The sequence below is a fragment of the Candidatus Thiodiazotropha endolucinida genome (genome assembly GCF_001715975.1).
Lineage (GTDB): Bacteria > Pseudomonadota > Gammaproteobacteria > Chromatiales > Chromatiaceae > Thiodiazotropha > Thiodiazotropha endolucinida.
Genome location: NZ_MARB01000011.1, coordinates 1 through 24,523, shown reverse-complemented (window position 1 = coordinate 24,523; position 24,523 = coordinate 1). Strand labels below are relative to the sequence as shown.

The window sequence follows — 24,523 nt, the reverse complement described above, 5'->3', positions numbered from 1 at the left end:
TTTTATACTTTTTATCTTAATCCCGAACGGCCGCAGCTGTTCATTTCGGGATTTTTTATTGCGACCGCCCTCTGCAACCGGGGTTGCATACACTTCAGACCACTACCCTGCCCGATGGTATGGATGGTTGCGTATCATACTCCAGGCCCGGTACAGCTGCTCGGACACCACCACTCTGACCAGGGGGTGGGGAAGGGTCAGGGGAGACAAGGACCACCGTCCATCCGCCCGTTGCAGACACTCATGCGCCAATCCTTCAGGTCCACCCACCAGCAATGCGATATCGCGGCCATCCGACATCCACTGCTCAAGCTTGCCCGACAAGCGCTCCGTACTCCAGGCGCTACCGGTGACATCCAGCGCCAGTACCCTGCAGCCTTTGGGGATCGACTTGAGCATCCGTTCGCCCTCATCGCGCATCGCCCGTGCAATATCGGCGTTCTTACCGCGATGGCCCGGTGCGATCTCGATCAGCTGCAAGGTACATTCAGCAGGTAAGCGGCGTGCATACTCCTCATACCCGTCAGTAACCCAGCGTGGCATGCGGTTTCCCACGGATACCAGATAGATATTCATAGGTGTGAATTGTACGGGATTCTACGACATCTTGGGCGTGCAACCTCCGGAAACTGTTAAATGGTCGCTTATTTTAGTCCGCAAATGAACGCCAATGAGTGCAAATCTTCAAGAAGAGCCATTTGCAGGCATGTTGCGAGACGACTTGTTGTTTTCAATTCTGCTGACAACACACCAGAAATGAGGCCGCCTCATCCCACACAAGCGACTGATAAGTATAAGAAACTCTGTCATCACACATGCTAATATGGCGTACCCAACAAGCCAGAAATGACTCTACTCTGCGCTGCTAATCTATTTGCGTTTATTCGCGTTAATTCGCGGACTGAATTATTCAATCAACCACTCTCCCTCATGAGCGGAACAGGGAGCCATCGTGCCTGCGGACGATTTACTGTATCCTTGCCCGCCATGACTGATAAACACCTTACCAATATTGGCTTCGACAGCTTCGATCTACCCGATCCCGTCTTGCAGGGCATTCGTGAGGCCGGCTTCGAATACTGCACCCCTATCCAGGCCGAGAGCCTGCCCATCGCCCTTGCCGGCAAGGACCTGGCGGGACAAGCCCAGACCGGTACCGGTAAGACGGCTGCCTTTCTGATCGCCACGCTGAACCATCTACTGCGGCATCCGGCGCATGAGGAGCGTAGGGCCAACCAGCCCCGTGCCCTGATCCTGGCCCCGACCCGCGAACTGGCGGTACAGATCTACAACGATGCGCAAGCGCTTACCAAATATACCGATTTCACCTCGGCTGCAGTCTTCGGCGGCACAGGCTACGATAAACAGCGCAAGCAGCTCGAGGCAGGGGTCGATATTCTGATCGGCACACCCGGTAGATTGATCGATTACTACAAACAGCACATCTACGACCTCAAGGCGATCCAGGCGCTGGTGCTGGACGAGGCGGACCGTATGTTCGACCTCGGATTCATCAAGGATATCCGCTACATGATGCGCCGCTGTCCTCCGCCCCAAAAACGACTCGGCATGCTCTTCTCCGCCACCCTATCCTTTCGGGTGAACGAGCTCGCCTATGAGCATATGAACAACCCGCAAAGTGTGGAGGTTGCACCGGAGCAGGTCACCGCGGACAAGATCACTGAAACCTGTTACATGACCGCCAACGAGGAGAAAATTCCGCTCCTGGTCGGTCTTATGCAAACCATGACGGAAGCGCGGACAATCGTCTTTGTCAATACCAAGCGGGTGGCGGACAAGGTCTGGGGATTCCTCCAGGGCAATGGCATCGACACTGCCGTACTCTCCGGCGACGTGCCGCAGAAGAAACGGCTGAGTCTGTTAAAGCGTTTCCAGGAGGGTGAGCTGGCGGTGCTGGTAGCCACCGATGTGGCGGCCCGCGGTCTGCATATCCCGGATGTCACCCACGTGATCAACTACGATCTGCCGGAGGATGCCGAGGATTACGTGCACCGGATCGGCCGTACCGCGCGGGCCGGCGCCAGCGGCGATGCCATCAGTTTCGCCTGCGAGACCTACGCCTTCTCCCTGCCCGACATCGAGGCCTTTGTGGGCCATGCCATCCAGACCCAGACCGTCGACCCGGCACTGCTGGCGGAAATCGATCCCAACAGCAGGGTCTATCCCAAAAAGGGCTCGCGTCAACCCCATCGCGGCAAAGATGGACACAAAGGGCACGGTAAGGGGCATCACCATAAAAGCCACAAGCCCAAGGACGGCGAGAAACCGAAGAAGCGGCGCCGGCGTCGTCACGGTCCCAAACCGCCGCAAAGCGGCAATAGAGAATAACCCCCATGGACGGCAAATGCAGTCGTTGCCTCAACTCGAAATGCTGTACCTACACCACGGAGGCCATCGGCGTCGCCCCGAGATCGAAGGCGGACTTCGAGCACCTGCTGTGGCAAGTCTCCCACCAGGGGGTTGAAATCTACAAGGACGAGGATGGCTGGTTTCTTCTCTTTCAGGGCAGCTGCGAGCACCTGGGTCCGGGAGGCGCCTGCGGCATCTACGATCAACGTCCACAGATCTGTCGTGACTACGATAACGACTGGTGCGAGCTCGATGCCCCGGCGGAAAACGGCTTCCTACTCTACTTCCGTAGCTATGCCGAATTGCTGACATACTGCAAAAAACGCTTCAAGACCTGGGGACGTTGATTCCGCCGAGGGCCCAATGCGGGAACTCTCCCCGGTATATCTAAACTAAACGCACACTATCACTGTACTGTTTTTTCATCTGATGTTTGTATAATGCGCGCCTCATTATTACAGCCCTTTACCCGATATTCGTCATGACTCTCAATTCAGTGACCTTGCGCGACCGGTTCGAGCAACTGCGTTCCAACAAGCTGTTCGAAACCTTTGTCATCCTGGTTATCGTCATCTCTGCCCTGATGATCGGCGCCAAGACCTACCCCATACCGGCTGCCGCTGCACAGGTATTGCGTATCATGGATGTGGGGATCACCCTCTTCTTTCTAACCGAGATCATCATCCGCATGGTGGCGGAAAAGAATCTGAAGGCCTTCTTCAGCAAGGGTTGGAATATCTTCGACTTCCTTATTGTAACCGCCAGTCTGATCCCGGTGGATGATAGCGAAGCCGCATTGCTGGGGCGCCTGCTGCGGGTATTCCGCGTGTTGCGGCTGGTCTCCATCATACCCGAACTGCGCATCCTGATGAACGCCTTCGTCTCAGCCATTCCGCGCATGGGTTATGTATCGCTGCTGATGTTCATCATCTTCTACATCTATGCCGCCATGGGCAGCATGTTCTTCAGCGAGATCAACAGGGAACTCTGGGGTAACATCACCATCGCCATGCTCACCCTATTCCGCATCGCCACATTCGAGGACTGGACCGATGTGATGTACGAAACCATGGCGGTGCACCCCCTGAGCTGGTCCTTCTACCTCTCGTTTATCTTCATCGTCGCCTTCGTCTTTCTGAACATGATGATCGGCATCGTCCTGGAGACCCTGCAGCGGGAGCATGAGCAGTTCTCCCGTGACAGTGGCGAGGGGGAAGCGGGAGAGGTGCACCGGATCAATGCCCGTACCGAGGAGATGGAACAGCGGCTGATCCGAATGGAGGCGATGTTGAGCCGGTTAGCGCCTGCCACTGCTCAACCAAGCGGAGCGATACCGGATACCGGACGAAACAGCACCAAGTGAGATGCAAAGTTCTCGTTGATCTCCTGATACCAGTGATTCACCACAATCGAGCTGCTGCCATATTGTGCAGCAAATCAGTGTTAACAGGCCCTAAGGTATCGCTGGAATAATTTCACCATCGTGCGACGATGTCTCTCCGGAGCCTCCGATGAAGATCGTTTGGCTGTGCTCCGCACGATTGTTCGTCCCATCCAGAAATACCGCCCTGCTACCCAGACCGCCATTATCGAAACCGCTCAATATGGTTGAGTATGATCCATTGCCCTTATGGTCATAGCCGCTGCAGATGGTGACATGGGTTGCGTTGGCATAACATTCCTGGCCGTTAAGTATGGCGCCGTACTCACTCGTTAGGTTATTGTCAACGCCGTTGACGATTCCGCAATAACTGGCATAGTTGTGCCTGATACCCAATATGAGGTTATGCGATCCGCTACGGTCAACTGTCCCTTCCGTGGTGGGTTCGTTATACCCAAGAATAAGATTTCCTCTACAGTTGACACTCTGGGTGTTGCCCTCACCGTTAACAATCTGCAGGTTGATACCTGTCAAACGCGCGGTTATACATTCATTCTGATCGTGGAACGAAAGGTAGTCGTTAAGCCTACCGACGCCACCTGTTGACAACCCTTCGAGCGAGGACTCAAGCTCCTCGATACGCGCTTCCAATTCTCTAATTCGATTCCAGATTCCGGGAAACAGAATTTGTCCAAACATGATGATTCTCCTTTTGTTGACCAGTTATCATGTACAGAAAAACAGTCATCTTCCATCTTTAGATCAAGGGTCCGAGCCAATTATTAATATGAAATATACAAAGCACTATAGCAGGATTCCGCCACGCCTAGAAAATATTATGCACAGGTGTTTATTGGCATGATACACGAATCAAGTCGACTTGCGATTGTTGTTGATAAAACGCTTGAGTTCCTCTGTGTTTAACGGCTTTGAATAAAGATAACCCTGTATAATATGGCAGTTGTCTTCACGCAGTATTTCAGCCTGTCCCCCAAACTCAACACCTTCCGCAACAATCTTTATATCAAGCGTATTGGCGATAGCTATAATATTTTTGACCAACATATTATCTGCTTCGGACTGATGAATTCCATCTATGAACAACTTGTCTATTTTTACCTCATCCACAGGCAGTTTACTCAACATACTTAGAGAAGAGTAACCCGTGCCAAAATCATCCAGCGAAATCTTATGGTTCCTTGTATGTAATTCATCCAAAATATTCCTGATAACCTCCACATCTCCAGCATATATGCTTTCAGTAATTTCCAATGTTAAATGCTGTTTGGGAAATCCTGATGTTTCAACCATACTATCGAGTTCCCGTAACACATCAGTATTTAATAACTGATATAAAGAAAAATTAATTGATAAACCGAACACCTCTCTGGTTTCAGCCATCACGTCGACCATTTGCTCAAGCGCCGTCAATGTAATCAGTCCACCAAGATCGACAATCATGCCGGACTCTTCGGCAATATCAATAAATAGGTTGGGCGGTATATTACCCAGCACAGGACTATTCCATCGCGCCAATGCTTCCACACCTACGATTAAACCTGTTTGTGTATCTATCTGCGGTTGATATACAACATAAAATTCCCTGTTTTCGATTCCATATTCAAGCTGCTCTCTGATTAAACTGCGCTGGATTACCTGTTGGTGCGTTATTTCTGTATAGACATAACTACGACTGTGCTCTGTTTTCGCTTTCCATAGTGCCAAATCAACCCTTTTCAAAGCTTCTCTATAGGAAATTTCCGATAAATCGGCTGTATAGATTCCAGCATTGACTGTTAATTTGAGCACAACGTCTTCTACTTGTTTAGGTCTCTCCATCGCTTCGGTGAAAGCGTCAATCCAATTCATGGACTTCTCTGCATCGCGCCCAGGGGATATCAAGATAAAATCTGGCCCATTATCCCTTAACAAATGACAACCACTTCCACAGTGCGCCATAAGATCCCTGGCAGCGATTCGCAGCAGGGAATCCCCTACACTATGTCCATAGCGCTCGTTAATAAGATGAAATTGATCTATACTCAACGCCACCATGATATGGGAGCCCAGAAGGGGCTCCTCATCAATGAAAATCGATTCAGATGCCCGCCGGGTCAACAGACCCGTCAGATCGTCATGCATACTCCTGTATTCCAGCTCTTTGTTGTGTTTTTCGTTCAAGTTGTCGTAACGCCTAAACAACATAAATAGAACAACATTGAAAGCGAGTATCAGCAATGCCATACCGTATATATAGTCCAGGAAATGTTGCCAGATATCAGAATAGCGGTAACCTGAACCGAGAAATATATTGTAGTTGGGCATACCGCTCATAATAACCAGCATGTGTTCGCCAGTGCGTACATCCTGTTGATAGATGTGACTTCCCCCGGACGCAAACAACTCATCGAGTGATATGCCTATGCTCTCTTTAACAGACCTGGAGTGTCGTTGAAGGAGATTATTTAGCGCACTGGATTTCAGGTTTTCACCATACCACTGCACATTTTTGTTGGTGGTGACAAGGCTGTTATACATTACCCAATAATCCAGCGTAGCAATAACGTGGATCATACCGCGTTTTGAAGTTATTTCATCCAGGGATCGGGATAACTTAACAAAATCGACTACAAAACAACCAAAATCTCCTTCCTTGTAACGATAGCAAAACGGCGTTACCCAGCGTTGTTTATCTGCATAATAGAATGTGTTTTTTGCGAATAGTGTATTGTTTTTTTTAGTCTTGAGTTTATCCCTTTCGAAAATCAGTTCTCCATTGAAAAAAATGGGGCCTGGACCTCGATCATACCCGACAATATCGTGAAAACTCGCAACAATTTGTTCGATTTCACTCTTGTCTTCTTGTCGCCCCTTGTCCTGAATCAGTTTAAAGGCGGCTTCCCACCGATGCATTGTCTCAACTATAGTAGCTTTTTACGAGCTCATGCGAATGGATAAGGTCAGATTCGATTCCCTGATAGTTCTGTCGCCAGGCATAGTTTGCCAATGCCAAAAAAAGGATGAGTGATAAAAACGATCCAACACCGAAGAGCAGCCAAACATGTTGTCTGAGTCTGTGCAAAGGAATACCTATAACTGATGAGTGCCGGCCCTCCTTTGCTGTTTATTAAAAAATCATTATAGCTTAATTAGATGAGCCTACTGTCGACGTGATGAAACAGATGAACATGATTCCCAGATATCGTACATCATCGTCGGCTATGAACCGATGTTATACTCTGGGCAGTGCGACTTCAACCACACATTGAATCTGGACTAGATGGCGCAACGCAGGCCGTTGGTGATTTCAGAAAAATCATGGATAGAGGGATAGTCACCAACTACGCGCGGCGGCTCCTTTGAATCGGGTTTCAGCATCGCCAGCAGCCAGCGTATGCCATAACTTTTGGCGGATGCCAAAACGGATGCACTATCATCCACGAACAGGGTCCGTTCTCTGTCGAAGGGATGAAGATTCTGCAGCCGATTCCAGAACTCGGGATGCTCCTTGGGCAGTCCAAGCTGGTGCGACGAGATGACCTGGTTAAAGAATCCCGCCAGGCGCGTCCGTTCCATCTTCAACGCCAAGGTCTTTTGGTGGGCGTTGGTCACCAGGATACGCTCCTTGCCGGCACACATCAGTTGATCGAGGAAATCGATGACATGGGGATGCACCGCGATCAAATGATCCACCTCCTCCTTGAGCAGGGCGATATCGAGCTCCAACTCACGGCTCCAGTGATCGACACAATACCACTCCAGTGTCCCTTCCACACTTTTATAACGGGCCAGCAACTCATCCCTGGCTTGCCCCAAAGGTATGCCCTTAGCCTCGGCATAGCGTGTGGGCACATGTTCCAGCCAGAAATGGTTGTCGAAATGGAGGTCCAGCAGGGTACCGTCCATATCCAGCATGACAATATCGATTTGGTTCCAGTCGATCATCGTTTACAGTTATACCTATGCCTTTGATCTGTTTACTGCTCCTCTCTCTATTACCGTGGTTTGCCGCCGCGGAGGAGGAGCCGTTTGAATTTCCCGATGAGGATCTTGAATCTACCATCGAGGCAGTCAATGAGGGCGATTTGGAGTTCCTGTTGACACCACCCGCAGAATCAGTTCACCACCATATTAACCGGATTCGGATCAGTGAGGGTAGCCTGCATGACGGTTGGGTCGAGTTACAGCAGTGCCACAGGCATCTCGATGCCGTACCGCACCTCGAGATCGTCTACCACCCGCAGCGCATTCGGCATATCAAGCTGCTCAGGGCTGAGAATATCGGTTCAAGCCGGGTGATCGACGCAAGGATCGAGCTTCGGGATGTTCGCCAAGGCGCATCACTCTGTCTCCAGGCTGAGAGCCAATCGCTGCATCGGTCAGGCCCGCACGGTTATCAACTGCGCAACGGCCCTTATATGCGCAGGTTCCTCGACGGTTATTATCCCATGCAGCTGACATTACAGGTTGACTTTCCCACCGATAAGATCCGTTTCATCACCATGCGACCGCTTCCTCTCGATACCGGACATGCCCGACTGCGTGACGGCAGAGTCTATTGGAATGGCTGGTTCCAGGGTAAGCTGTTTACCGAAATGGATTTTCAAATATTAGAACCTGTCAATAAGCCATAGAAGACCACTGATAGCCATGTCCAAACTGCCCACTATCCACTCTCGGCAATTGATCGCTGAGACCCGGCTGTTCCGTGTCGAACAGTTGCAACTTGAATTCAGCAATGGTCAGCAGCGCCAGTATGAACGTTTGCTCGGGGGTGAGCGGGGTTCTGTTCTGATTGTGCCGATGCTTGACGATGATACGGTTCTGCTGATTCGCGAATACTCCGTCGGCAGCAATGACTACCAGCTTGGTCTTCCCAAAGGACGCATGGAGGCGGGTGAAGACCCGCTGCAAGCGGCAAATCGTGAAATCCGCGAGGAGATCGGCTACGCAGCCCGCGACCTGCGCCTGATAAAGACGTTTACTATCGCGCCTGCATATATCCGTCATCAGACCCATGTTATTCTTGCGCGGAATCTATATCCGGATAAACAATCCGGTGATGAACCTGAACCGATCGAAGTAGTACCCTGGGAACTGTCGAAATGGGATGAACTGATCGCCCAGGCGGATTTGAGCGAGGCCCGCTCTATCGCTGCCCTATATTTAACCAGGGATCTGTTAGGTTCTGTTGATGCCAACCCAAGCAGGCTGTAGCATGAGCATACCCGCCTCCATCAACGAATTGTTGCAACTGGCCCACCAGGCTGGTGATGCCATCCTGGCTATCTATAACACTGATTTCATGGTTGAAAAGAAGCAGGACAACTCACCATTGACCGCAGCCGATACCACGGCGAATCGACTTATTGTTTCCAGCCTTGAGCAACTCACGCCGGAAATTCCGGTGCTCTCTGAAGAGTCATCCGAGGTCCCGTTTTACACCCGCCGGCAGTGGCAACGCTATTGGCTGATAGACCCCCTTGACGGAACCCGGGAATTCGTCAAGCGAAATGGTGAATTCACCGTCAATATCGCCCTCATCGAGAGACATACCCCGATCCTGGGTATCGTTCATGCACCGGTCCTGGGTACAACCTACTATGGCATTCAAGGCAGCGGCGCCTGGAAACAGGAAGCCGACCAGCCGGCCCGGCCGATACGGGTCGTGGATCGATGCAGAAAACCTATCCGGGTTGCGGGCAGCCGCTCACATGCCGGCGATTCGCTGCAGCGGTTCCTGGAAAAACTGGGTGCGCATGAACTGGTGAGTATGGGCAGTTCATTAAAACTCTGCCTGGTTGCGGAGGGCAGGGCCGATATCTATCCGCGTCTCGGCCCCACCTCGGAGTGGGATACAGCCGCAGCCCAGGCCGTTGTGGAGGCGGCAGGAGGGAGGGTGACCACCCTCGACCTGCAGTCCCTTGAATACAACACCAAGGATTCACTGCTTAACCCACACTTTCTGGCTTTTGGTGATCCCGACCGGAAATGGTCCGATTATCTGTGATCACGTCACTGAGATCAGTTCATTGATCAATATCCTTCACGGGGAACGCCTTGGCGAAGGCCCTCAATTCTTCCACTGACGCATTGGTGGAAGATAGAGTAATCATGCCCGGCGTCATTTTGAGTCCGATCATGATCTCGTTGCGCGATCCCTGTTCCATCACCATGCCGGTGTAGCGGCCCAGCCGGATCTTCTTACCTCCGCCGGCCAGACCCATTTGACTGAACATGGCAGCCATACCCCCGCTACCGCTGTTGTAGCTGACTTTTATGGCTTTGCCGTCCTTGCTGTATGTGGTCTCGATAATGGAAAAACCCATTGTTTTTTGTTGATTTATCTCGCCACGCTTCCAACCGGCGATTTCCTTTGCGAACTTGTCGCTCTTGCGGCTTTGTTGGATCTGCTCGAGTGAGTCCAGACACCACTTGGCCTCCTCAACGGCACCCGCGATATCATCCTGTTGATACAGTTCAGCGGCCTGTTTGCAGTACTCGGCAGGATCGCCATCCACAGCCGCATATAGCGGAAACGCCAGCAGGCTCATAATTGCCAGATGCAAAAGGTACTTATTCATCTTACTCCCCCAAAAAGAGTTGTGTGGTGTGCAGACCGGAAAACGAGGTATATATTCTTCTCACAGCCAACCGGTGCGGTTTCAATTTACTATGCTGATCTTTATATTTATCCTGAAATATTGTAGCGTTTTATATATCAATATTATAACAACTGGCCGCTTCTCCAACCGGTTTACGCGTCTAAGCAGCTTTTTATGGCGGCTGGACCAATAAGATTAAGCTCCGGGCAACAACTATCACCCTGGTGAAACATGCCCATGAACAAGCTACTCCGCAACACCGCAATTGTTGTTTCGATACTGACGGCGGCATTCAAGCCAAACGCCTTTGCTATCGACTCCGAAAGTGACGTCTACGCTTTCGACGACTTCCCGCTCGAAGAGCTATTAAAATACCCCGAATGGTTCAAGAAAAGTTTTCTGGATCTGCCTGACGACCTGGAGGAAGCGGTACAGAACGACAAGCGTGGCCTGATTGTCTATTTCGGTCAGAAGCGATGCGCCTATTGCAAGATGTTGCTGGATGTGAATTTCGGCCTCAGCGATATCACCACCTATACCCGCAAACATTTCGATATCGTACCGATCGATATCTGGAGCACCGAAGAGGTCACAATCCTGAATAAGGATGTGATCACACAGCGGGAGTTTGCAATGCGGCAGAATACCAACTTCACCCCCTCACTGATCTTCTACGATAGACAGGGAAAGGAGGCATTACGCCTGCGCGGCTATTATCCACCCTACCAGTTTCGCGCCGCCCTGGAATATGTCGCCGATGGACATTACCTAAAAGAGTCTTTCCCCGATTATCTTGCACGGGGTGAATCAGGTACCGCTTTCGAACCGGGGGATTTAAACGAAGAGGACTATTTCATCCCGCCGCCGCACAATCTGGATCGCAGCCGCTTTCCGGGCCAACGCCCATTGCTGGTCTATTTCGAGCAGGGCAACTGTCACGCCTGCGACATACTGCATGGCCAACCGCTCCGTGACCCGGCCATCAACAGGCTGCTGCGAGGTTTTGATAACGTTCAACTCAATATTGGCGAGAAGACCCCCGTCATCACGCCCAACGGTGAAAAGACGACTGCCTTTCAATGGGCCAAGGATCTCGGGCTCTTCTACACCCCCTCACTGGTTTTTTTCGATGAACAGGGCAATGAGATCATTCGCGTCGACTCTGTCGTCCGTTTCTATCGTCTGCGCAAAGTCATCAATTTCATCACCAGCCGAGGATATGTAGCGGAACCCAATTATCAGCGCTGGCGCGTCAATAGCGACTTCTAGTCTCAAGATGCACACCGCTAAGCCGATATGACTGACCAGTTGATCTGTGTACAGCACAATGGACCTGAAAAAAGAGAATCGACTCCTCCATGCACGCCTACGGGAGTTAACCCAAAAGGCGCAGGAGAACCAGGAGACACTGGGGCGTTTTCATGCCCGCGAACTGGAGCTGTTGGGCGCCGAGACACTGCCTGAACTCCTTAGCTGCATGACTGAAGGACTCAAAACCTCCTTTGAGATCGAATCCCTTCATCTAATGCTGCACGATCCCAATCACGAAATCCGACATCTGCTATATAAAAACGGCCTGGATGAGAAGGCCTTTCCATTACTCGAATTCGTCGATGACATGGTTACAGTCAATCCTCGATTTCAGCGACTGCGCAGTCCCTGGCTTGGTTCGTTTTTAAGCCCTGAGTACGACTTGCTTTTCTCTGATCCTGCGGGTATCGAGAGCATAGCCATACTGCCCATGGTTCGACACAACAGACTGATTGGCAGCATCAATCTGGGCAGCAGTGAACAGAGCCGCTTCTCGCGCCAGCTCGCCACCGATTTTCTCGCCCGCCTTGCCACCATTTGCAGCGTCTGTTTGGAGAATACTGTCAACCGTGAACATATCTTGATCAGCGGCCTTACCGATCCTTTGACCGAACTTCACAATCGCCGCTACCTGGATCGGCGCCTCGATGAAGAGCTCGCCCGTGCTGGTCGCTATCGCCAACCATTGAGCTGCCTGTTCATCGATGCCGACCATTTCAAACAGATCAACGACACTTACGGCCACCAGGCAGGTGACATCGTTTTAAGAGAACTGGCAAACCGTATCCGTTCCCAGCTGCGTGCCAGTGATATCGCCACGCGGTTTGGCGGGGAGGAGTTCGCACTGCTACTTCCCCAAACCTGTCTCAACGAGGCATTGATGCTGGCTGAACGGATCCGCATGGAAGTCAACTCCCAACCGATCCCGTTGGACAATGGCTCAACACTGCAATTGAGTGTATCGATCGGAGTCAGTGAAACACTGCCCTTATCGAGCAAATCCCAACAGAAGGCCGATGGGCAACGGCTCCTGGCGAATGCCGACCAAGCCCTCTATACGGCAAAAGCCAATGGCCGAAACCGCATCGAATATCACCAGACCGACAAAGCGCTTCCCGATGAAATCAATTCCAGCGAAAGGTGAGCTTCAGGCCCTTTTTCGCATGATTGATGATCAATCATCGACCTGTTTATGACTGCCATCGCAATAGGGAGGATTTTTTGTCTGTTTACAGCGACAGAGCCAGGCCTCACCGTTCTTTTCCGCCTTGAATCCAAGTGGTTCGATCCCAGTACCCTGATGTGAGCCGTCACAGAAGGGTTGGTTGGATGAACGTCCGCATGCACACCACCAGTACTCTTTGCCAGCGACAAGATCCACATCGATAGGTTGCTTTGCGGCTACTACAGGTTTGCCCATATCATTCTCCTCTTATTTTCAGGCTCGAACCGATTTACTGGCTCATTGGGTCGTTATTTTGGAGTGTAAATCACCTGATTATTTATATCTTCATTGGTATTAACTCGGCAACATCCTTGATTATTATCTGTTAACCTCTTCCCCGCGACGGATTACACTAACCGATCGGCGACACTATAAATCGTTTACAGGCTCCCTGGAAGGGGTTTTGCAGCACCCGCACGCAGGCCTATAACCAACTGATTTTCATAAAAATCACCACTTAAAAAGCGTGTTGAATACGATTTGCGCATTTGCCGAAACGCACAATGACGCGATCTCGCCATAATGCTGTAACATGCAGCGTTAAACTATTAAGCCATTTGACAAGGGAAACGGTGAGTGACGGGGCAAGCCTTGGTTCGATCGCCTGTCGAGGCGATAAATCTGTCAAATACCCCCAGATGAGACCACTTCAGCGGACATGAGCGAAAATTTGGACTGGATCGATTTCGATAATCAACATGTATGGCATCCCTACAGCGCCGTCGGCTCCGACTTGCCGGTTTTTCCCGTTGTCTCGGCGGATGGGGTTCGGCTGCGCCTGGCTGATGGACGTGAACTGATTGATGGCATGTCGTCCTGGTGGTGCGCCATTCACGGCTATAACCACCCGGAATTGAAACGGGCTATACAACAGCAACTGGATACCATGCCCCATGTCATGTTCGGGGGCCTCACCCATCAGCCCGCCGTTGCACTGGCAGAAAAACTGATAGAAATCACCCCAGGCCCGCTACAGACTGTCTTTTTTGCCGATTCCGGATCAGTTGCCGTGGAAGTGGCAATGAAGATGGCCATTCAGTACTGGCGCGATAAAGCGCTGCCTGAGAAGCAGCGCTTTCTCACTATCCGCAGGGGGTACCATGGCGACACATTCGGCGCCATGTCCGTGTGCGATCCGGATACCGGCATGCACACCCTCTTCTCGGGAATCCTGCCGCAGCAGCTCTTTGTCGATGCACCCCGCTGTTACTTCGGCCACCCCTGTAAGGGGGATGGCGCCAAGGCACTGAGGAAAAAACTCAGGAAACACCACTCGCATATCGCCGCCGTTATCCTGGAACCTATCGTGCAGGGAGCCGGTGGAATGCGCTTCTACTCCAGTGAATATCTGAAAGAGGTTCGCAGTCTCTGCGATCAATATGGTGTGCTGCTGATCCTGGATGAGATCGCCACCGGATTCGGCCGCACAGGCAAGCTCTTCGCCTGTGAACATGCGAAAATAGCCGCTGACATCATGTGTGTGGGGAAATCGCTCACCGGCGGCACCATGAGCCTGGCGGCAACCCTGACCACTGAAGAGGTCAGTAAAACCATCAGCCAGGGTGATCCCGGCCTGTTTATGCACGGTCCCACCTTCATGGCCAATCCCCTGGCCTGCAGTGCCGCATTGGCCAGCCTGAATCTGCTGCTCGACTCCCCGTGGCAGGAACGGATCAAGCACATCGAAACCGGTCTGCAGCAAGGGCTGGCGCCCTGCCGGGAACTGCCACAGGTCAATGAGGTGCGTGTGCTGGGCGCCATCGGGGTAGTGGAGATGAAGAAACCTGTGGATATGAATCAGGTGCAACCCTGCTTCGTCGATGCCGGCGTGTGGGTCAGACCCTTCGGCAAGCTGGTCTACCTGATGCCTCCCTACATTATCGACCAGAATGATCTCAATACCCTGACATCGGCGGTTTTCAAGGTCGTTGAGAAGTGTCCGATCTAGGATCTGTTGACACTCTTCCTTGGCTTTAAACGGTACCGGCTGGTCAGGACCCGGCGTTGAGCCGGGGAGAGACGATAACCCGGTCGATGTGTTGCTGAAATTCGATACGGTCACGCATACTCGGGGAAAGGTGGACATCGCCGTTCTCGTCCACCAGCATCACCTCGTTTATACCCATCTGAACGGCAATGTTCTCCCACTGCCCGGGACCGGCGACACTCAAGGCGGTGGCCGCAGCATCGGCCAGCCCACCATCCATGCTGATCACCGTCGCCGAGGCCACGTGCTCCACCGGATAACCTGTTCGCGGATCGAGAATATGGGCATAGCGTATCCCTTCATACTCCCTATATCGCTCATAGTTCCCGGAAGTAAGCACACACTCACCATCTGACACCTTGACTGATGCGATCACCCCTTCTGCCAAGGGGTGGCGGATACCGATCGTCCAGGGCCGGTCACCATGCCTGCCGGAGACACAGAGATCCCCACCCGCATTGACGATAGCGTGGGCAATACCGGACCGCTTCAACTGCCGTATCGCCATATTCAAGGCATATCCCTTGGCGAAGGCACCCAGATCCAAAGCCACTGCCCGATTGGAAGAGAGGATGCGATTCTGTTCAAAGGTAAGTTGGGCCATGGAGGGTGCCGCCTCGATCAAAGACGCAATCCTATTGCCATCTGGCGGAGGCCCTCCCGGGGGTTCATCACTGTGAAAACCCCACTCCGCTATCAGTCCTCCAATCGCAGGATTGAAAAGATGACCACTCTGTTCCGCATACTGTTTGGCCCTAAGCAGCAATTCCACCAGCTCGGGGGAGACGGTTATGGCGTCGCCCCGCCCAATCGCCCGGTTGAGACGAACAAGCTCGCCATCTCCTTTCCAGGCATGCCACTCCCTATGCATATCCTGAAAGGTCCGCTCCAGACCTTTTACCGCGGTATCAAACTCTACCGGGTTATCGGTATAGGCCTTAACATCCAGCAAGGTGCCGAACACCAGCAGGGTCTGCTGATGATCCCGAGGGCCTCGTTCACAGCCGGCAATACCGATCAGCACAACAAATATCAGCAATATACGGCAGCTCGATTGCACTTTGTAACCTTTGGAAAGCTTGTCATCTGAAGCGCAACTATACTCATTCGAACGGTGCTTGTGCAGCTGTTTAACACAAGCCGAGATAAAGGGTATATGCCTGCCCCGACTCAATCTTCGTATCTTAGTACCCGAAATCGCAAGACTGTATCCCAAGACTCTGCGGATACAAAAGCAGAACGCTATTCACCGGCACCAGTCTTGTTATAGGTTTGCAGCAGGGATAGTGCCTGTTCAGACGAAACCGGCTCACAATAGAGCGTACCTTGGACTTCGTCGCATCCAAGCCTGGTCAATACCATTTTCTGGTTTTCGGTCTCAACACCTTCGGCGGTGACTTTTAGGCGCAGCCCCCTGGCCAGGGAAATGATGCCATTGATGATGGTCTGGTCATATTCAGTCGGCAGCGTCTCTTCGATAAATGAATGGTCTATCTTGATTGCTTCGATTGGCAATACTCTGAGATAGCTGAGCGATGAAAAACCTTTGCCGAAATCATCCAGAGTGAAATGAATACCCGCCTCGCTCATTGCCTGCATAACAGGCGTGGTTTGATTGTAATTTTCCACCAATGCGCTTTCGGTTATCTCGAGTTCCACAAAGCTGGGATCAATTCCTGTTTGTTCACAGCTTTCAAGCACCTTTTGAGTAAGTTTCGTTTTACGTAACTGTACGGCTGAAAGATTGACGGCAATTCGGAGATCGGTATAACCGGCGTCGTGCCAATGTTTCAGATCCAGGATTGCCTGTCTCAACACCCATATTCCCAACTTATGTATCAACCCCGTACTTTCAGCGACCGGTATAAACTCAGATGGAGGTATCAAGCCGACCTTTGCATGTGGCCATCGAGCCAGCGCCTCCATACAAACGATGCGCCCGCTCTTCAGATCGAACTTCGGCTGGTAGACCAGTTCAAAGTGAGAACGAACGATCGCCTTGTGCAACTGGCTCTCCAACCAGACCTTGTGATAGGCATCCCGGTTGATATCGGGTGAGAAGAAGTGGATGTGGTTGCTTCCCTGTTCCCGTTTGGCGGCAAACCGGGCCGAACTCGCCTTTTGCATCAGACCGGCAGGGGTGTCGTCATCATGCGGGTAGAGTGCGATACCGACACTGAATGAAACAAACAACTCCTGGTCATTGATTTCGATCGGCTTTTTCAAACCTTGCAGAATACGTCGGACAACCCAGGTAATCGATTCGATATCGGTTACATCCGTCAGAATCAGTGCGAATTCATCATTATTCACACGGGATATGGTGGATGACTCTTTATCATTCTGTTCATCGATGACCGCGACAGTATCGGTAATCCGCAAGGTATCGACCAACCTGGCCGAAATGACCTTAAGTATTCGATCGCCATTGGTGAAACCGAACTCTTCATTGATACTACTGAAATCATCAATATCTATGAAAACCAGAGCAGCTGATTTCTCATAACGTTTACACCGGGCAAGGACCTGAAGAATGCGATCAGAGAATATAAACTTATTGGGCAGCCCTGTGAGTTCATCCTTTCCTTCACGGCGTTTTATCTCATCCCGGCTGTATTCGAGTTCCGATTCGAGATTACGCACCACGTCCTCCAACCTGTGCAGCTCACTCCGAAGAATCTTTTCCGCCTGCCCATCGGTCAGGCTTACACTCAGCTCCTCATTATCACGCTCTGCTTTTTCCCTCGCCCGCTCCTGATCCGTCAGATCCGGATCCCAGGCGATAACACGGTTGCGTCCCTGTTCCTTAGCCAGGTAGAGGGCATCGTCTGCATTATTGATCAGTAGCATCGGATCATCCGTATCTTGCGCCCTCAATGCGAGACCAAAGCTTGCTGTCACTGTCCGTTTGTCGGTAAACAGGTCATGACCCTTCTGTTGAATCTCATTTCGCAGCCGTTCCGCCAGCACCATCGCCTCTTCCTGATCCGCATGCGGCATGACCAGTGAAAACTCCTCACCGCCATAGCGGCCGACGACATCTTCAGGCCGCGAGTTGACGATTAGGGTTTCGGCGATAAATTTAATCACCTTGTCGCCATTGGCATGACCATATTGGTCATTGATCGATTTAAAGTTGTCAATATCGATCATCATGAAGACCAACCCGGTTCCCTCTTTAACAGCGGACTCGAACAGTGCATCGTACTTCTCGAAGAATGCGCGTCGGTTGTAACAACCGGTCAATGGATCGCGAGTGGCCAGCAGTTCAAGTTCAACGGTTTTGTCCCGTAACGCCTTTTCGGAAGTGCGTAGTTTCTCAAGGGTCGATTGGAGTTCCCGGTGCTTTTTCTCCAAGTCGGTCATGTCATCGAAGGTCGCCAGCACTCCACGCGGCCTGCCTTTGCCATCGAAGATCGGGGCGGTGTTGACAGAAAATGTTCGTTCGTTTTTGTTCGTCAACTGCAGATGCATCGGGATTCCGGTTTTTCGTTCCATATTCTGCATGCTGGTGCGCCATGGAAAGACATCAGCCCTAATCCCCTTCTCCCTTTTACGCCAAGCCAATTCGTCCGCCCGCCGACCTATCAAGGCATCTTCTTCGATGTTGACTTTCTCGGTAAAGGAATCGTTGGCCAATATGATCTGATCTTTCTCATCCAGGATAATCAGCCCCTCGGAAAGCGCATTGAACGCGGAACGGACCCGTTCAGGTATCACCGCTTTGGGATCGAGTTCACGCAGGGTCCGCTTGATAAAGATCATGTAGAGGACAAACCCCATCAGGGCAACGAACAGTAACAGTCCGCCAAGTGTGCCAAATGAAAGATCGTATTCGCTGTTTAAGGGAGTAAATGCCACCTCCAGGGTGCCCCAGCGGCTCTCGTTGGCCATGATTGGCACCCGCACATGGGTCGAGGTGGATTTATCCAGAGGCACGTTCACCCAGTGTTTCTCGTGATCGCCTGAAATCAGGGAAACACCCCGATTATTGCTCAGCGAGACTGAGAGGACATCATCATTCCTCTCCACCACCGTATCAAGGGTTGCGCGCAGGATCTCGAGGTCATTTTTAGAAGCGGCGGAGGAAACCTGCACCGCCAGCGACTCACAAAACTGTTTTCTTGCCTGCAGGGCCGTCTTGTCTTCATCTGGAACAATACCGATCAAACGCCCGAGTAAAAGAATGCTCAGGGTGAGCATTACCAATCCAATAGTGATCTTGATCGTCGGACTGATTCGGAACATCATGAATCCTTTCTAAAAAAGATGAATCGATTTTTTCTTGGCTTTTTCTTTCGATCAAACAGTTTGGCCAACCGTTTCTCGTCAGGATCTTCCTCTGGCGGATGATCCTGATCCTCGTCACGCCGCTTGGCATGCGCTGAGAGAACAGGCAGCGGATCGATCTGCCGCCACAGCGGCGTAAACGAAAGCAGGCTGGCAGAAAGCACGCCGGCACGTAACAGCCAGGCCACATAACCGGCGGACAACGCCAGGGTACCGAATGTGGCGGTTTGCACCGTTATCCTGTCAGTCGATACCTGCTCCCTCTGGTGTTCAGACATCTCACTGTTCATGGAATCAAGCAGATGCCATATTGCCTCAGGCACCTCGATCAACTCACCGATACTGGTATCGAATACTGGTAACTCCTCGGGCGCAACCGGTAGCGGAGTCAAACGGGCTTGGTAATAGTCGTAACGATAGCTATTGCGACTGTCCTCTGGAAACAGGGAGGGGGAAAGACGTTTGATGGCAGGACGTTCAATATCTTCAATGATAACCCGAGTCCGCTCTTCGATTCCGGTCGAATGCGATGCCTCCTGATCCTCACTGCTCAATTCCTCTGAAACAGTATCGGCATCAGTGGGGGGCTGCTGCAGCGGTCCGGTTTTATCCGTTGTAGCCTGAGATTCAACGGGTTCCTCAGGATCCAGATCAAAGATAATATCGTCAAGATAGGGCGGTTCCGGCTCGGGGGTGGTGTCGATCACCCTGTTGAAGGCGATATGGAAGGTATGCAAGGAGTAGGAGCCGTCTTCACTGGTGGCGCGCACCGTGATCCCAAACTGCGAGGCATCCCGGTTCTCAACGGTTGATGCCAGGGTAATGGTGCCGCTGGCCGGATCGATAGCAAAAAGTCCGTTTGAATCGTCGTCCAGGCTGTAGGTGATTCGATTGTTGCTACTATCGGGATCTTCTGCCCAAACAGTGATGCCGACACCGTCACTGAGCGAACCCGAAAGCGGGATCGCATCGGGCGTATCCTCTACGTCTATCAGCAGACCCACATCGAATTCATCCACATCCGTAACCTCGATCGTGAAGGATTGGCGGTCCGCTCCCCCATTGTCGTCCGATACCAGCACCTGAACCTGATACAGGTTATCCTGATCGGCATCGAGTGGATTCTCCATGTCCGGTGCATGGGTAAACACCATTTCACCACTTATGGGGTCGATGCTGAACAATCCCAGATCGGCACCCCCATCGATAGCGAAACTGATGGCATCATTCTCAGGATCATCGGCGGTGACCATGGTCACCAGGGTGGCATTCTCCTCCAATGAGAGTAGTACATTTTCATTCTCATCATGACTGGTTATGACTGGCGAGTCGTTTACCGAAACAACGTCAATCTCCACCAGGTAACTGTTGTTCCCACCATTGCCATCACTCACGCTATAGATAAAGCTGTCGGCGCCATGATAGTCGGCATCAGGCGTATATCTGAATCCGCCATCCATATCTAAAGTGATACTGCCGTGAACAGGATTGCTCTCTAATCGATAGGTAACCGTATCCCCATCACCATCAACGGCAGCCGGCAGATTGCCCGTGTAGACATTATCCTCTAACACACTGATGTTAGTGTCTGAAGCCTCCGGGGGATTATTGTTTGATATTACATTAATCGTCACTATGGCATCGGCGGTCTCGCCGTCGTTATCCATCACCCGATAGGTGAAAGAGTCGGTAAAGTTTTCCGAGCCGTTGTGAGTGTAACTGAAGGTGCCATCACTGTTCAGTGTCAGGATACCGTTGGTCACATCAGTAATCAACGAGACTGTCACCGGGGTATCACTCAGACCGGTATCGTTGTTCAGGACAGTTGACGAGCCACCCACCAAGGTAGTGGCCGTGGCACCTTCAGCGACGGTGATGCTGTCGGCATTCGCCACTGGCGTTTGATCGGAAACTGGGGTGATATTGATGGTGACCGTGGCGTCGGCCGTTTCACCATCGTTGTCGGTGACTCGATAAGTGAAGCTGTCAGTAAAGTTCTCGCTACCGTCGTGGGTGTAACTAAAAGTCCCGTCACCGTTGAGGGTCAGGGTGCCATTCGTCACATCGGTGACCAGTGAAACCGTCACGGGGGTATCACCCAAACCGGTGTCATTGTTCAGGACAGTTGACGAACCGCCCACCAGGGTGGTCGCCGTGGCACCCTCAGCGACCGTGATACTGTCGGCGTTGGCCACCGGGGTTTCATCGGAGACCGGGGTCACGTTGATCGTGACCGTGGCATCGGCTGTTTCACCATCATTGTCCGTCACGCGGTAAGTAAATGAATCGGTGAAGTTCTCACTACCGTCATGAGTGTAACTGAAGGTGCCGTCGCCATTGAGGGTCAGCGATCCGTTCGTCACATCGGTGACCAGACTTACCGTCACCGGGGTATCACCCAGACCGGTGTCATTGTTGAGGACAGTTGACGAACCGCCCACCAGGGTGGTCGCCGTGGCGCCTTCGGCGACCGTGATACTGTCAGCATTCGCCACTGGCGTTTGATCGGAGACTGGAGTGATATTGATGGTGACCGTGGCGTCGGCCGTTTCACCATCGTTGTCGGTGATGCGGTAAGTAAATGAATCGGTAAAGTTCTCGCTACCGTCATGAGAGTAACTGAAGGTACCATCACTGTTCAGTGTCAGGGTGCCGTTGGTGACATCCGTAACGAGTGAGACCGTCACGGGGGTATCACCCAGGCCGGTGTCGTTATTGAGCACAGTTGACGAGCCACCTACCAGGGTGGTCGCCGTGGCGCCTTCGGCGACCGTGATGCTATCCGCGTTGGCGACCGGCGTAGCGTCACTCACCGGCGTGACGTTGATCGTCACCGTGGCATCAGCCGTCTCACCGTCGTTGTCCGTCACGCGATAAGTGAAGCTGTCGGTGAAGTTTTCACTACCGTCATGGGTATAGCTGAAGGTCCCGTCCCCGTTGAGGTTCAGGGTGCCGTTCGTCACATCCGTCACCAGACTCACCATCACCGGCGTGTCACTCAAACCGGTGTCATTGTTCAGGACAGTTGACGAACCGCCCACCAGGGTGGTCGCCGTAGCACCTTCGGCGACCGTGATGCTATCTGCGTTGGCGACCGGCGTAGCGTCACTTACCGGCGTCACATTGATCGTCACCGTGGCGTCAGCGGTCTCACCGTCGTTGTCGGTCACGCGATAAGTGAAGCTGTCGGTGAAGTTTTCACTACCATCATGGGTGTAACTGAAGGTGCCATCGCCGTTGAGGATCAGTGACCCGTTCGTCACATCGGTGACCAGACTCACCGTCACCGGCGTGTCACCCAAACCGGTGTCATTGTTCAGGACAGTTGACGAGCCACCCACCAAGGTAGTGGCCGTGGCACCCTCAGCGACCGTGATACTGTCGGCATTCGCCACTGGTGTTTGATCGGAGACTGGGGTGATATTGATGGTGACCGTGGCGTCGGCTGTTTCACCATCATTGTCCGTCACGCGGTAAGTAAATGAATCGGTAAAGTTCTCGCTACCATCATGAGTGTAACTGAAGGTGCCATCGCCATTGAGGGTCAGCGACCCATTCGTCACATCCGTCACCAGGCTTACAGTGACTGGTGTGTCGCCCAAACCGGTGTCATTATTGAGGACCGTTGACGAGCCACCCACCAGGGTGGTCGCCGTGGCACCCTCAGCGACCGTGATACTGTCGGCGTTGGCCACCGGGGTTTCATCGGAGACCGGGGTCACGTTGATCGTGACCGTGGCATCGGCTGTTTCACCATCATTGTCCGTCACGCGGTAAGTAAATGAATCGGTGAAGTTTTCACTACCATCATGGGTGTAACTGAAGGTGCCATCGCCGTTGAGAGTCAACGACCCATTCGTCACATCCGTAACCAACGAGACTGTCACCGGCGTGTCACCCAGGCCGGTATCGTTGTCCAAGACAGTTGACGCGCCACCCACCAGGGTGGTGACCGTACCGCCTTCGCCGACAGTAATACTGTCGGCGTTGGCCACCGGCGTAGCGTCACTCACCGGCGTGATATTGATCGTCACTGTGGCGTCAGCGGTCTGACCATCATTATCGGTGATCCGATAAGTAAAGCTGTCAGTAAAGTTCTCGCTACCGTCGTGGGTATAGCTGAAGGTGCCGTCACCATTGAGGGTCAGCGACCCATTCGTGACATTCGTAATGAGTGAGACTATCACCGGGGTATCACCCAGACCGGTGTCGTTATTGAGGACTGTTGACGCGCCACCCACCAGGGTAGTGACTGTACCGCCTTCGGCGACGGTAATACTGTCGGCGTTGGCCACCGGGGTTGCATCGCTTACTGGGGTGATATTGATCGTCACCGTGGCGTCAGCGGTCTGACCGTCGTTATCGGTGACTCGATAGGTGAAGCTGTCGGTAAAGTTTTCACTACCGTCGTGGGTATAGCTGAAGGTCCCGTCACCGTTGAGGGTCAGCGACCCATTAGTGACATCCGAAACAAGTGAGACCGTCACTGGGGCATCAACCAGGCCAGTATCGTTATTGAGGACAGTTGACGAACCGCCCACCAGGGTGGTCGCCGTAGCGCCTTCGGCGACCGTGATACTGTCAGCATTCGCCACTGGCGTTTGATCGGAGACTGGAGTGATATTGATGGTGACCGTGGCGTCTGCGGTCTCACCGTCGTTGTCGGTCACGCGATAAGTGAAGCTGTCGGTGAAGTTTTCACTACCATCATGGGTATAGCTGAAGGTCCCGTCCCCGTTGAGGGTCAGGGTGCCGTTCGTCACATCCGTCACCAGACTCACCGTCACCGGCGTGTCACCCAAACCGGTGTCATTATTGAGGACCGTTGACGAACCGCCCACCAGGGTGGTCGCCGTAGCACCTTCGGCGACCGTGATGCTATCCGCGTTGGCGACCGGCGTAGCGTCACTCACCGGCGTGACGTTGATCGTCACCGTGGCGTCGGCGGTCTCACCGTCGTTGTCGGTGATGCGGTAAGTAAATGAATCGGTAAAGTTCTCACTACCGTCATGGGTATAACTGAAAGTCCCGTCACCGTTGAGGGTCAGCGACCCATTCGTGACATTCGTAATGAGTGAGACTATCACCGGGGTATCACCCAGACCGGTGTCGTTATTGAGGACCGTTGACGAACCGCCCACCAGAGTGGTCGCCGTGGCGCCTTCAGCAACGGTAATACTGTCGGCATTCGCGACTGGGGTCGCATCACTCACCGACGTCACATTGATCGTCACCGTGGCGTCGGCCGTTTCACCATCGTTGTCGGTGACTCGATAGGTGAAGCTGTCAGTAAAGTTCTCGCTACCGTCGTGGGTGTAACTAAAAGTCCCGTCACCGTTGAGGGTCAGGGTGCC

Annotated in this window: 18 protein-coding genes; 9 read left to right on the top strand and 9 right to left on the bottom strand. The window is 52.4% G+C overall.

All coding sequences use genetic code 11. The features are described 5' to 3' along the window. Positions 1-102: 102 nt before the first annotated feature. Entirely contained in the window at positions 103-576 is a 474-nt protein-coding gene (gene rlmH, locus CODIS_RS10560) for a 23S rRNA (pseudouridine(1915)-N(3))-methyltransferase RlmH (RefSeq protein WP_069124787.1), read from the bottom strand. 411 nt (positions 577-987) lie between these two features. On the opposite strand from rlmH, the gene rhlB reads away from it, so the two are divergent. From rhlB to CODIS_RS10545, 3 genes are all read left to right on the top strand, one after another. After that, positions 988-2,349: an ATP-dependent RNA helicase RhlB gene (gene rhlB / locus CODIS_RS10555; protein WP_069124887.1), complete on the top strand. Its 1,362-nt coding sequence runs from the start codon at positions 988-990 to the stop codon at positions 2,347-2,349. Between the two features lie 5 nt (positions 2,350-2,354). After that, positions 2,355-2,717 (top strand): YkgJ family cysteine cluster protein, encoded by a 363-nt coding sequence (locus tag CODIS_RS10550; RefSeq protein WP_069124786.1) that lies wholly within the window; start codon positions 2,355-2,357, stop codon positions 2,715-2,717. 134 nt (positions 2,718-2,851) lie between these two features. After that, positions 2,852-3,733 carry an ion transporter gene (locus CODIS_RS10545; protein ID WP_069124785.1) on the top strand — a complete coding sequence of 294 codons (882 nt, stop codon included), beginning with the start codon at positions 2,852-2,854 and terminating at the stop codon, positions 3,731-3,733. Positions 3,734-3,823: 90 nt separating this feature from the next. Here CODIS_RS10545 and CODIS_RS10540 read toward each other — a convergent pair whose 3' ends face one another. The 3 genes from CODIS_RS10540 to yrfG all read right to left on the bottom strand — a co-directional run bounded on the left by CODIS_RS10540 (position 3,824) and on the right by yrfG (position 7,696). Further along, positions 3,824-4,450 (bottom strand): hypothetical protein, encoded by a 627-nt coding sequence (locus CODIS_RS10540; protein WP_069124784.1) that lies wholly within the window; start codon positions 4,448-4,450, stop codon positions 3,824-3,826. Between the two features lie 171 nt (positions 4,451-4,621). Next, the gene (locus CODIS_RS10535) at positions 4,622-6,664 is read right to left on the bottom strand and encodes a putative bifunctional diguanylate cyclase/phosphodiesterase (protein WP_069124783.1); all 2,043 of its coding nucleotides are present in this window, start codon (positions 6,662-6,664) and stop codon (positions 4,622-4,624) included. A 363-nt stretch (positions 6,665-7,027) separates the two neighbouring features. Next, positions 7,028-7,696, bottom strand: a complete 669-nt coding sequence (yrfG, locus tag CODIS_RS10530; protein ID WP_069124782.1) for a GMP/IMP nucleotidase — start codon at positions 7,694-7,696, stop codon at positions 7,028-7,030. Between the two features lie 17 nt (positions 7,697-7,713). On the opposite strand from yrfG, the gene CODIS_RS10525 reads away from it, so the two are divergent. The 3 genes from CODIS_RS10525 to cysQ are packed head-to-tail and all read left to right on the top strand — an operon-like array spanning position 7,714 to position 9,761. Beyond that, positions 7,714-8,385: a hypothetical protein gene (locus CODIS_RS10525; protein ID WP_069124781.1), complete on the top strand. Its 672-nt coding sequence runs from the start codon at positions 7,714-7,716 to the stop codon at positions 8,383-8,385. 16 nt (positions 8,386-8,401) lie between these two features. Beyond that, on the top strand, positions 8,402-8,968 hold the full coding sequence (gene nudE / locus CODIS_RS10520; RefSeq protein WP_069124780.1) for an ADP compounds hydrolase NudE: 567 nt from the start codon (positions 8,402-8,404) through the stop codon (positions 8,966-8,968). A 1-nt stretch (position 8,969) separates the two neighbouring features. After that, positions 8,970-9,761: a 3'(2'),5'-bisphosphate nucleotidase CysQ gene (gene cysQ, locus CODIS_RS10515; protein WP_154723091.1), complete on the top strand. Its 792-nt coding sequence runs from the start codon at positions 8,970-8,972 to the stop codon at positions 9,759-9,761. Between the two features lie 19 nt (positions 9,762-9,780). Here cysQ and CODIS_RS10510 read toward each other — a convergent pair whose 3' ends face one another. Continuing rightward, entirely contained in the window at positions 9,781-10,335 is a 555-nt protein-coding gene (locus CODIS_RS10510; protein ID WP_069124778.1) for a hypothetical protein, read from the bottom strand. A 258-nt stretch (positions 10,336-10,593) separates the two neighbouring features. Between CODIS_RS10510 and CODIS_RS10505 the strand changes: the two genes are divergently transcribed. Both CODIS_RS10505 and CODIS_RS10500 read left to right on the top strand, forming a co-directional pair. Next, positions 10,594-11,625, top strand: coding sequence for a thioredoxin family protein (locus tag CODIS_RS10505; protein ID WP_069124777.1), 1,032 nt, complete (start codon positions 10,594-10,596; stop codon positions 11,623-11,625). A gap of 58 nt (positions 11,626-11,683) precedes the next feature. After that, a complete protein-coding gene (locus CODIS_RS10500) occupies positions 11,684-12,811 on the top strand; it encodes a GGDEF domain-containing protein (RefSeq protein ID WP_069124776.1) in 1,128 nt (375 codons plus the stop codon). 30 nt (positions 12,812-12,841) lie between these two features. Here the strand turns inward: CODIS_RS10500 and CODIS_RS10495 are convergent, their stop codons facing one another. Further along, the gene (locus CODIS_RS10495; protein ID WP_069124775.1) at positions 12,842-13,087 is read right to left on the bottom strand and encodes a CDGSH iron-sulfur domain-containing protein; all 246 of its coding nucleotides are present in this window, start codon (positions 13,085-13,087) and stop codon (positions 12,842-12,844) included. A gap of 463 nt (positions 13,088-13,550) precedes the next feature. Between CODIS_RS10495 and bioA the strand changes: the two genes are divergently transcribed. Beyond that, a complete protein-coding gene (gene bioA, locus CODIS_RS10490; protein ID WP_069124774.1) occupies positions 13,551-14,840 on the top strand; it encodes an adenosylmethionine--8-amino-7-oxononanoate transaminase in 1,290 nt (429 codons plus the stop codon). Positions 14,841-14,883: 43 nt separating this feature from the next. Here the strand turns inward: bioA and CODIS_RS10485 are convergent, their stop codons facing one another. From CODIS_RS10485 to CODIS_RS10475, 3 genes are all read right to left on the bottom strand, one after another. Next, positions 14,884-15,918, bottom strand: coding sequence for an FAD:protein FMN transferase (locus CODIS_RS10485; RefSeq protein WP_162420192.1), 1,035 nt, complete (start codon positions 15,916-15,918; stop codon positions 14,884-14,886). A gap of 203 nt (positions 15,919-16,121) precedes the next feature. After that, a complete protein-coding gene (locus CODIS_RS10480) occupies positions 16,122-19,130 on the bottom strand; it encodes a diguanylate cyclase domain-containing protein (protein ID WP_069124773.1) in 3,009 nt (1,002 codons plus the stop codon). Next, on the bottom strand, positions 19,127-24,523 hold a 5,397-nt coding region (locus tag CODIS_RS10475), incomplete at its 5' end, for an Ig-like domain-containing protein (protein WP_154723090.1). The genes CODIS_RS10475 and CODIS_RS10480, both read right to left, overlap by 4 nt.

Coding starts and splice junctions, on each gene's coding strand:
- CODIS_RS10535 (WP_069124783.1), bottom strand. CDS start 6,664: ATGCATCGGTGGGAAGCCGCCTTTAAACTGATTCAGGACAAGGGGCGA.
- CODIS_RS10505 (WP_069124777.1), top strand. CDS start 10,594: ATGAACAAGCTACTCCGCAACACCGCAATTGTTGTTTCGATACTGACG.
- yrfG (WP_069124782.1), bottom strand. CDS start 7,696: ATGATCGACTGGAACCAAATCGATATTGTCATGCTGGATATGGACGGT.
- rlmH (WP_069124787.1), bottom strand. CDS start 576: ATGAATATCTATCTGGTATCCGTGGGAAACCGCATGCCACGCTGGGTT.
- CODIS_RS10510 (WP_069124778.1), bottom strand. CDS start 10,335: ATGAATAAGTACCTTTTGCATCTGGCAATTATGAGCCTGCTGGCGTTT.
- CODIS_RS10525 (WP_069124781.1), top strand. CDS start 7,714: ATGCCTTTGATCTGTTTACTGCTCCTCTCTCTATTACCGTGGTTTGCC.
- rhlB (WP_069124887.1), top strand. CDS start 988: ATGACTGATAAACACCTTACCAATATTGGCTTCGACAGCTTCGATCTA.
- CODIS_RS10550 (WP_069124786.1), top strand. CDS start 2,355: ATGGACGGCAAATGCAGTCGTTGCCTCAACTCGAAATGCTGTACCTAC.
- CODIS_RS10480 (WP_069124773.1), bottom strand. CDS start 19,130: ATGATGTTCCGAATCAGTCCGACGATCAAGATCACTATTGGATTGGTA.
- CODIS_RS10545 (WP_069124785.1), top strand. CDS start 2,852: ATGACTCTCAATTCAGTGACCTTGCGCGACCGGTTCGAGCAACTGCGT.
- nudE (WP_069124780.1), top strand. CDS start 8,402: ATGTCCAAACTGCCCACTATCCACTCTCGGCAATTGATCGCTGAGACC.
- bioA (WP_069124774.1), top strand. CDS start 13,551: ATGAGCGAAAATTTGGACTGGATCGATTTCGATAATCAACATGTATGG.
- CODIS_RS10495 (WP_069124775.1), bottom strand. CDS start 13,087: ATGGGCAAACCTGTAGTAGCCGCAAAGCAACCTATCGATGTGGATCTT.
- cysQ (WP_154723091.1), top strand. CDS start 8,970: ATGAGCATACCCGCCTCCATCAACGAATTGTTGCAACTGGCCCACCAG.
- CODIS_RS10540 (WP_069124784.1), bottom strand. CDS start 4,450: ATGTTTGGACAAATTCTGTTTCCCGGAATCTGGAATCGAATTAGAGAA.
- CODIS_RS10500 (WP_069124776.1), top strand. CDS start 11,684: ATGGACCTGAAAAAAGAGAATCGACTCCTCCATGCACGCCTACGGGAG.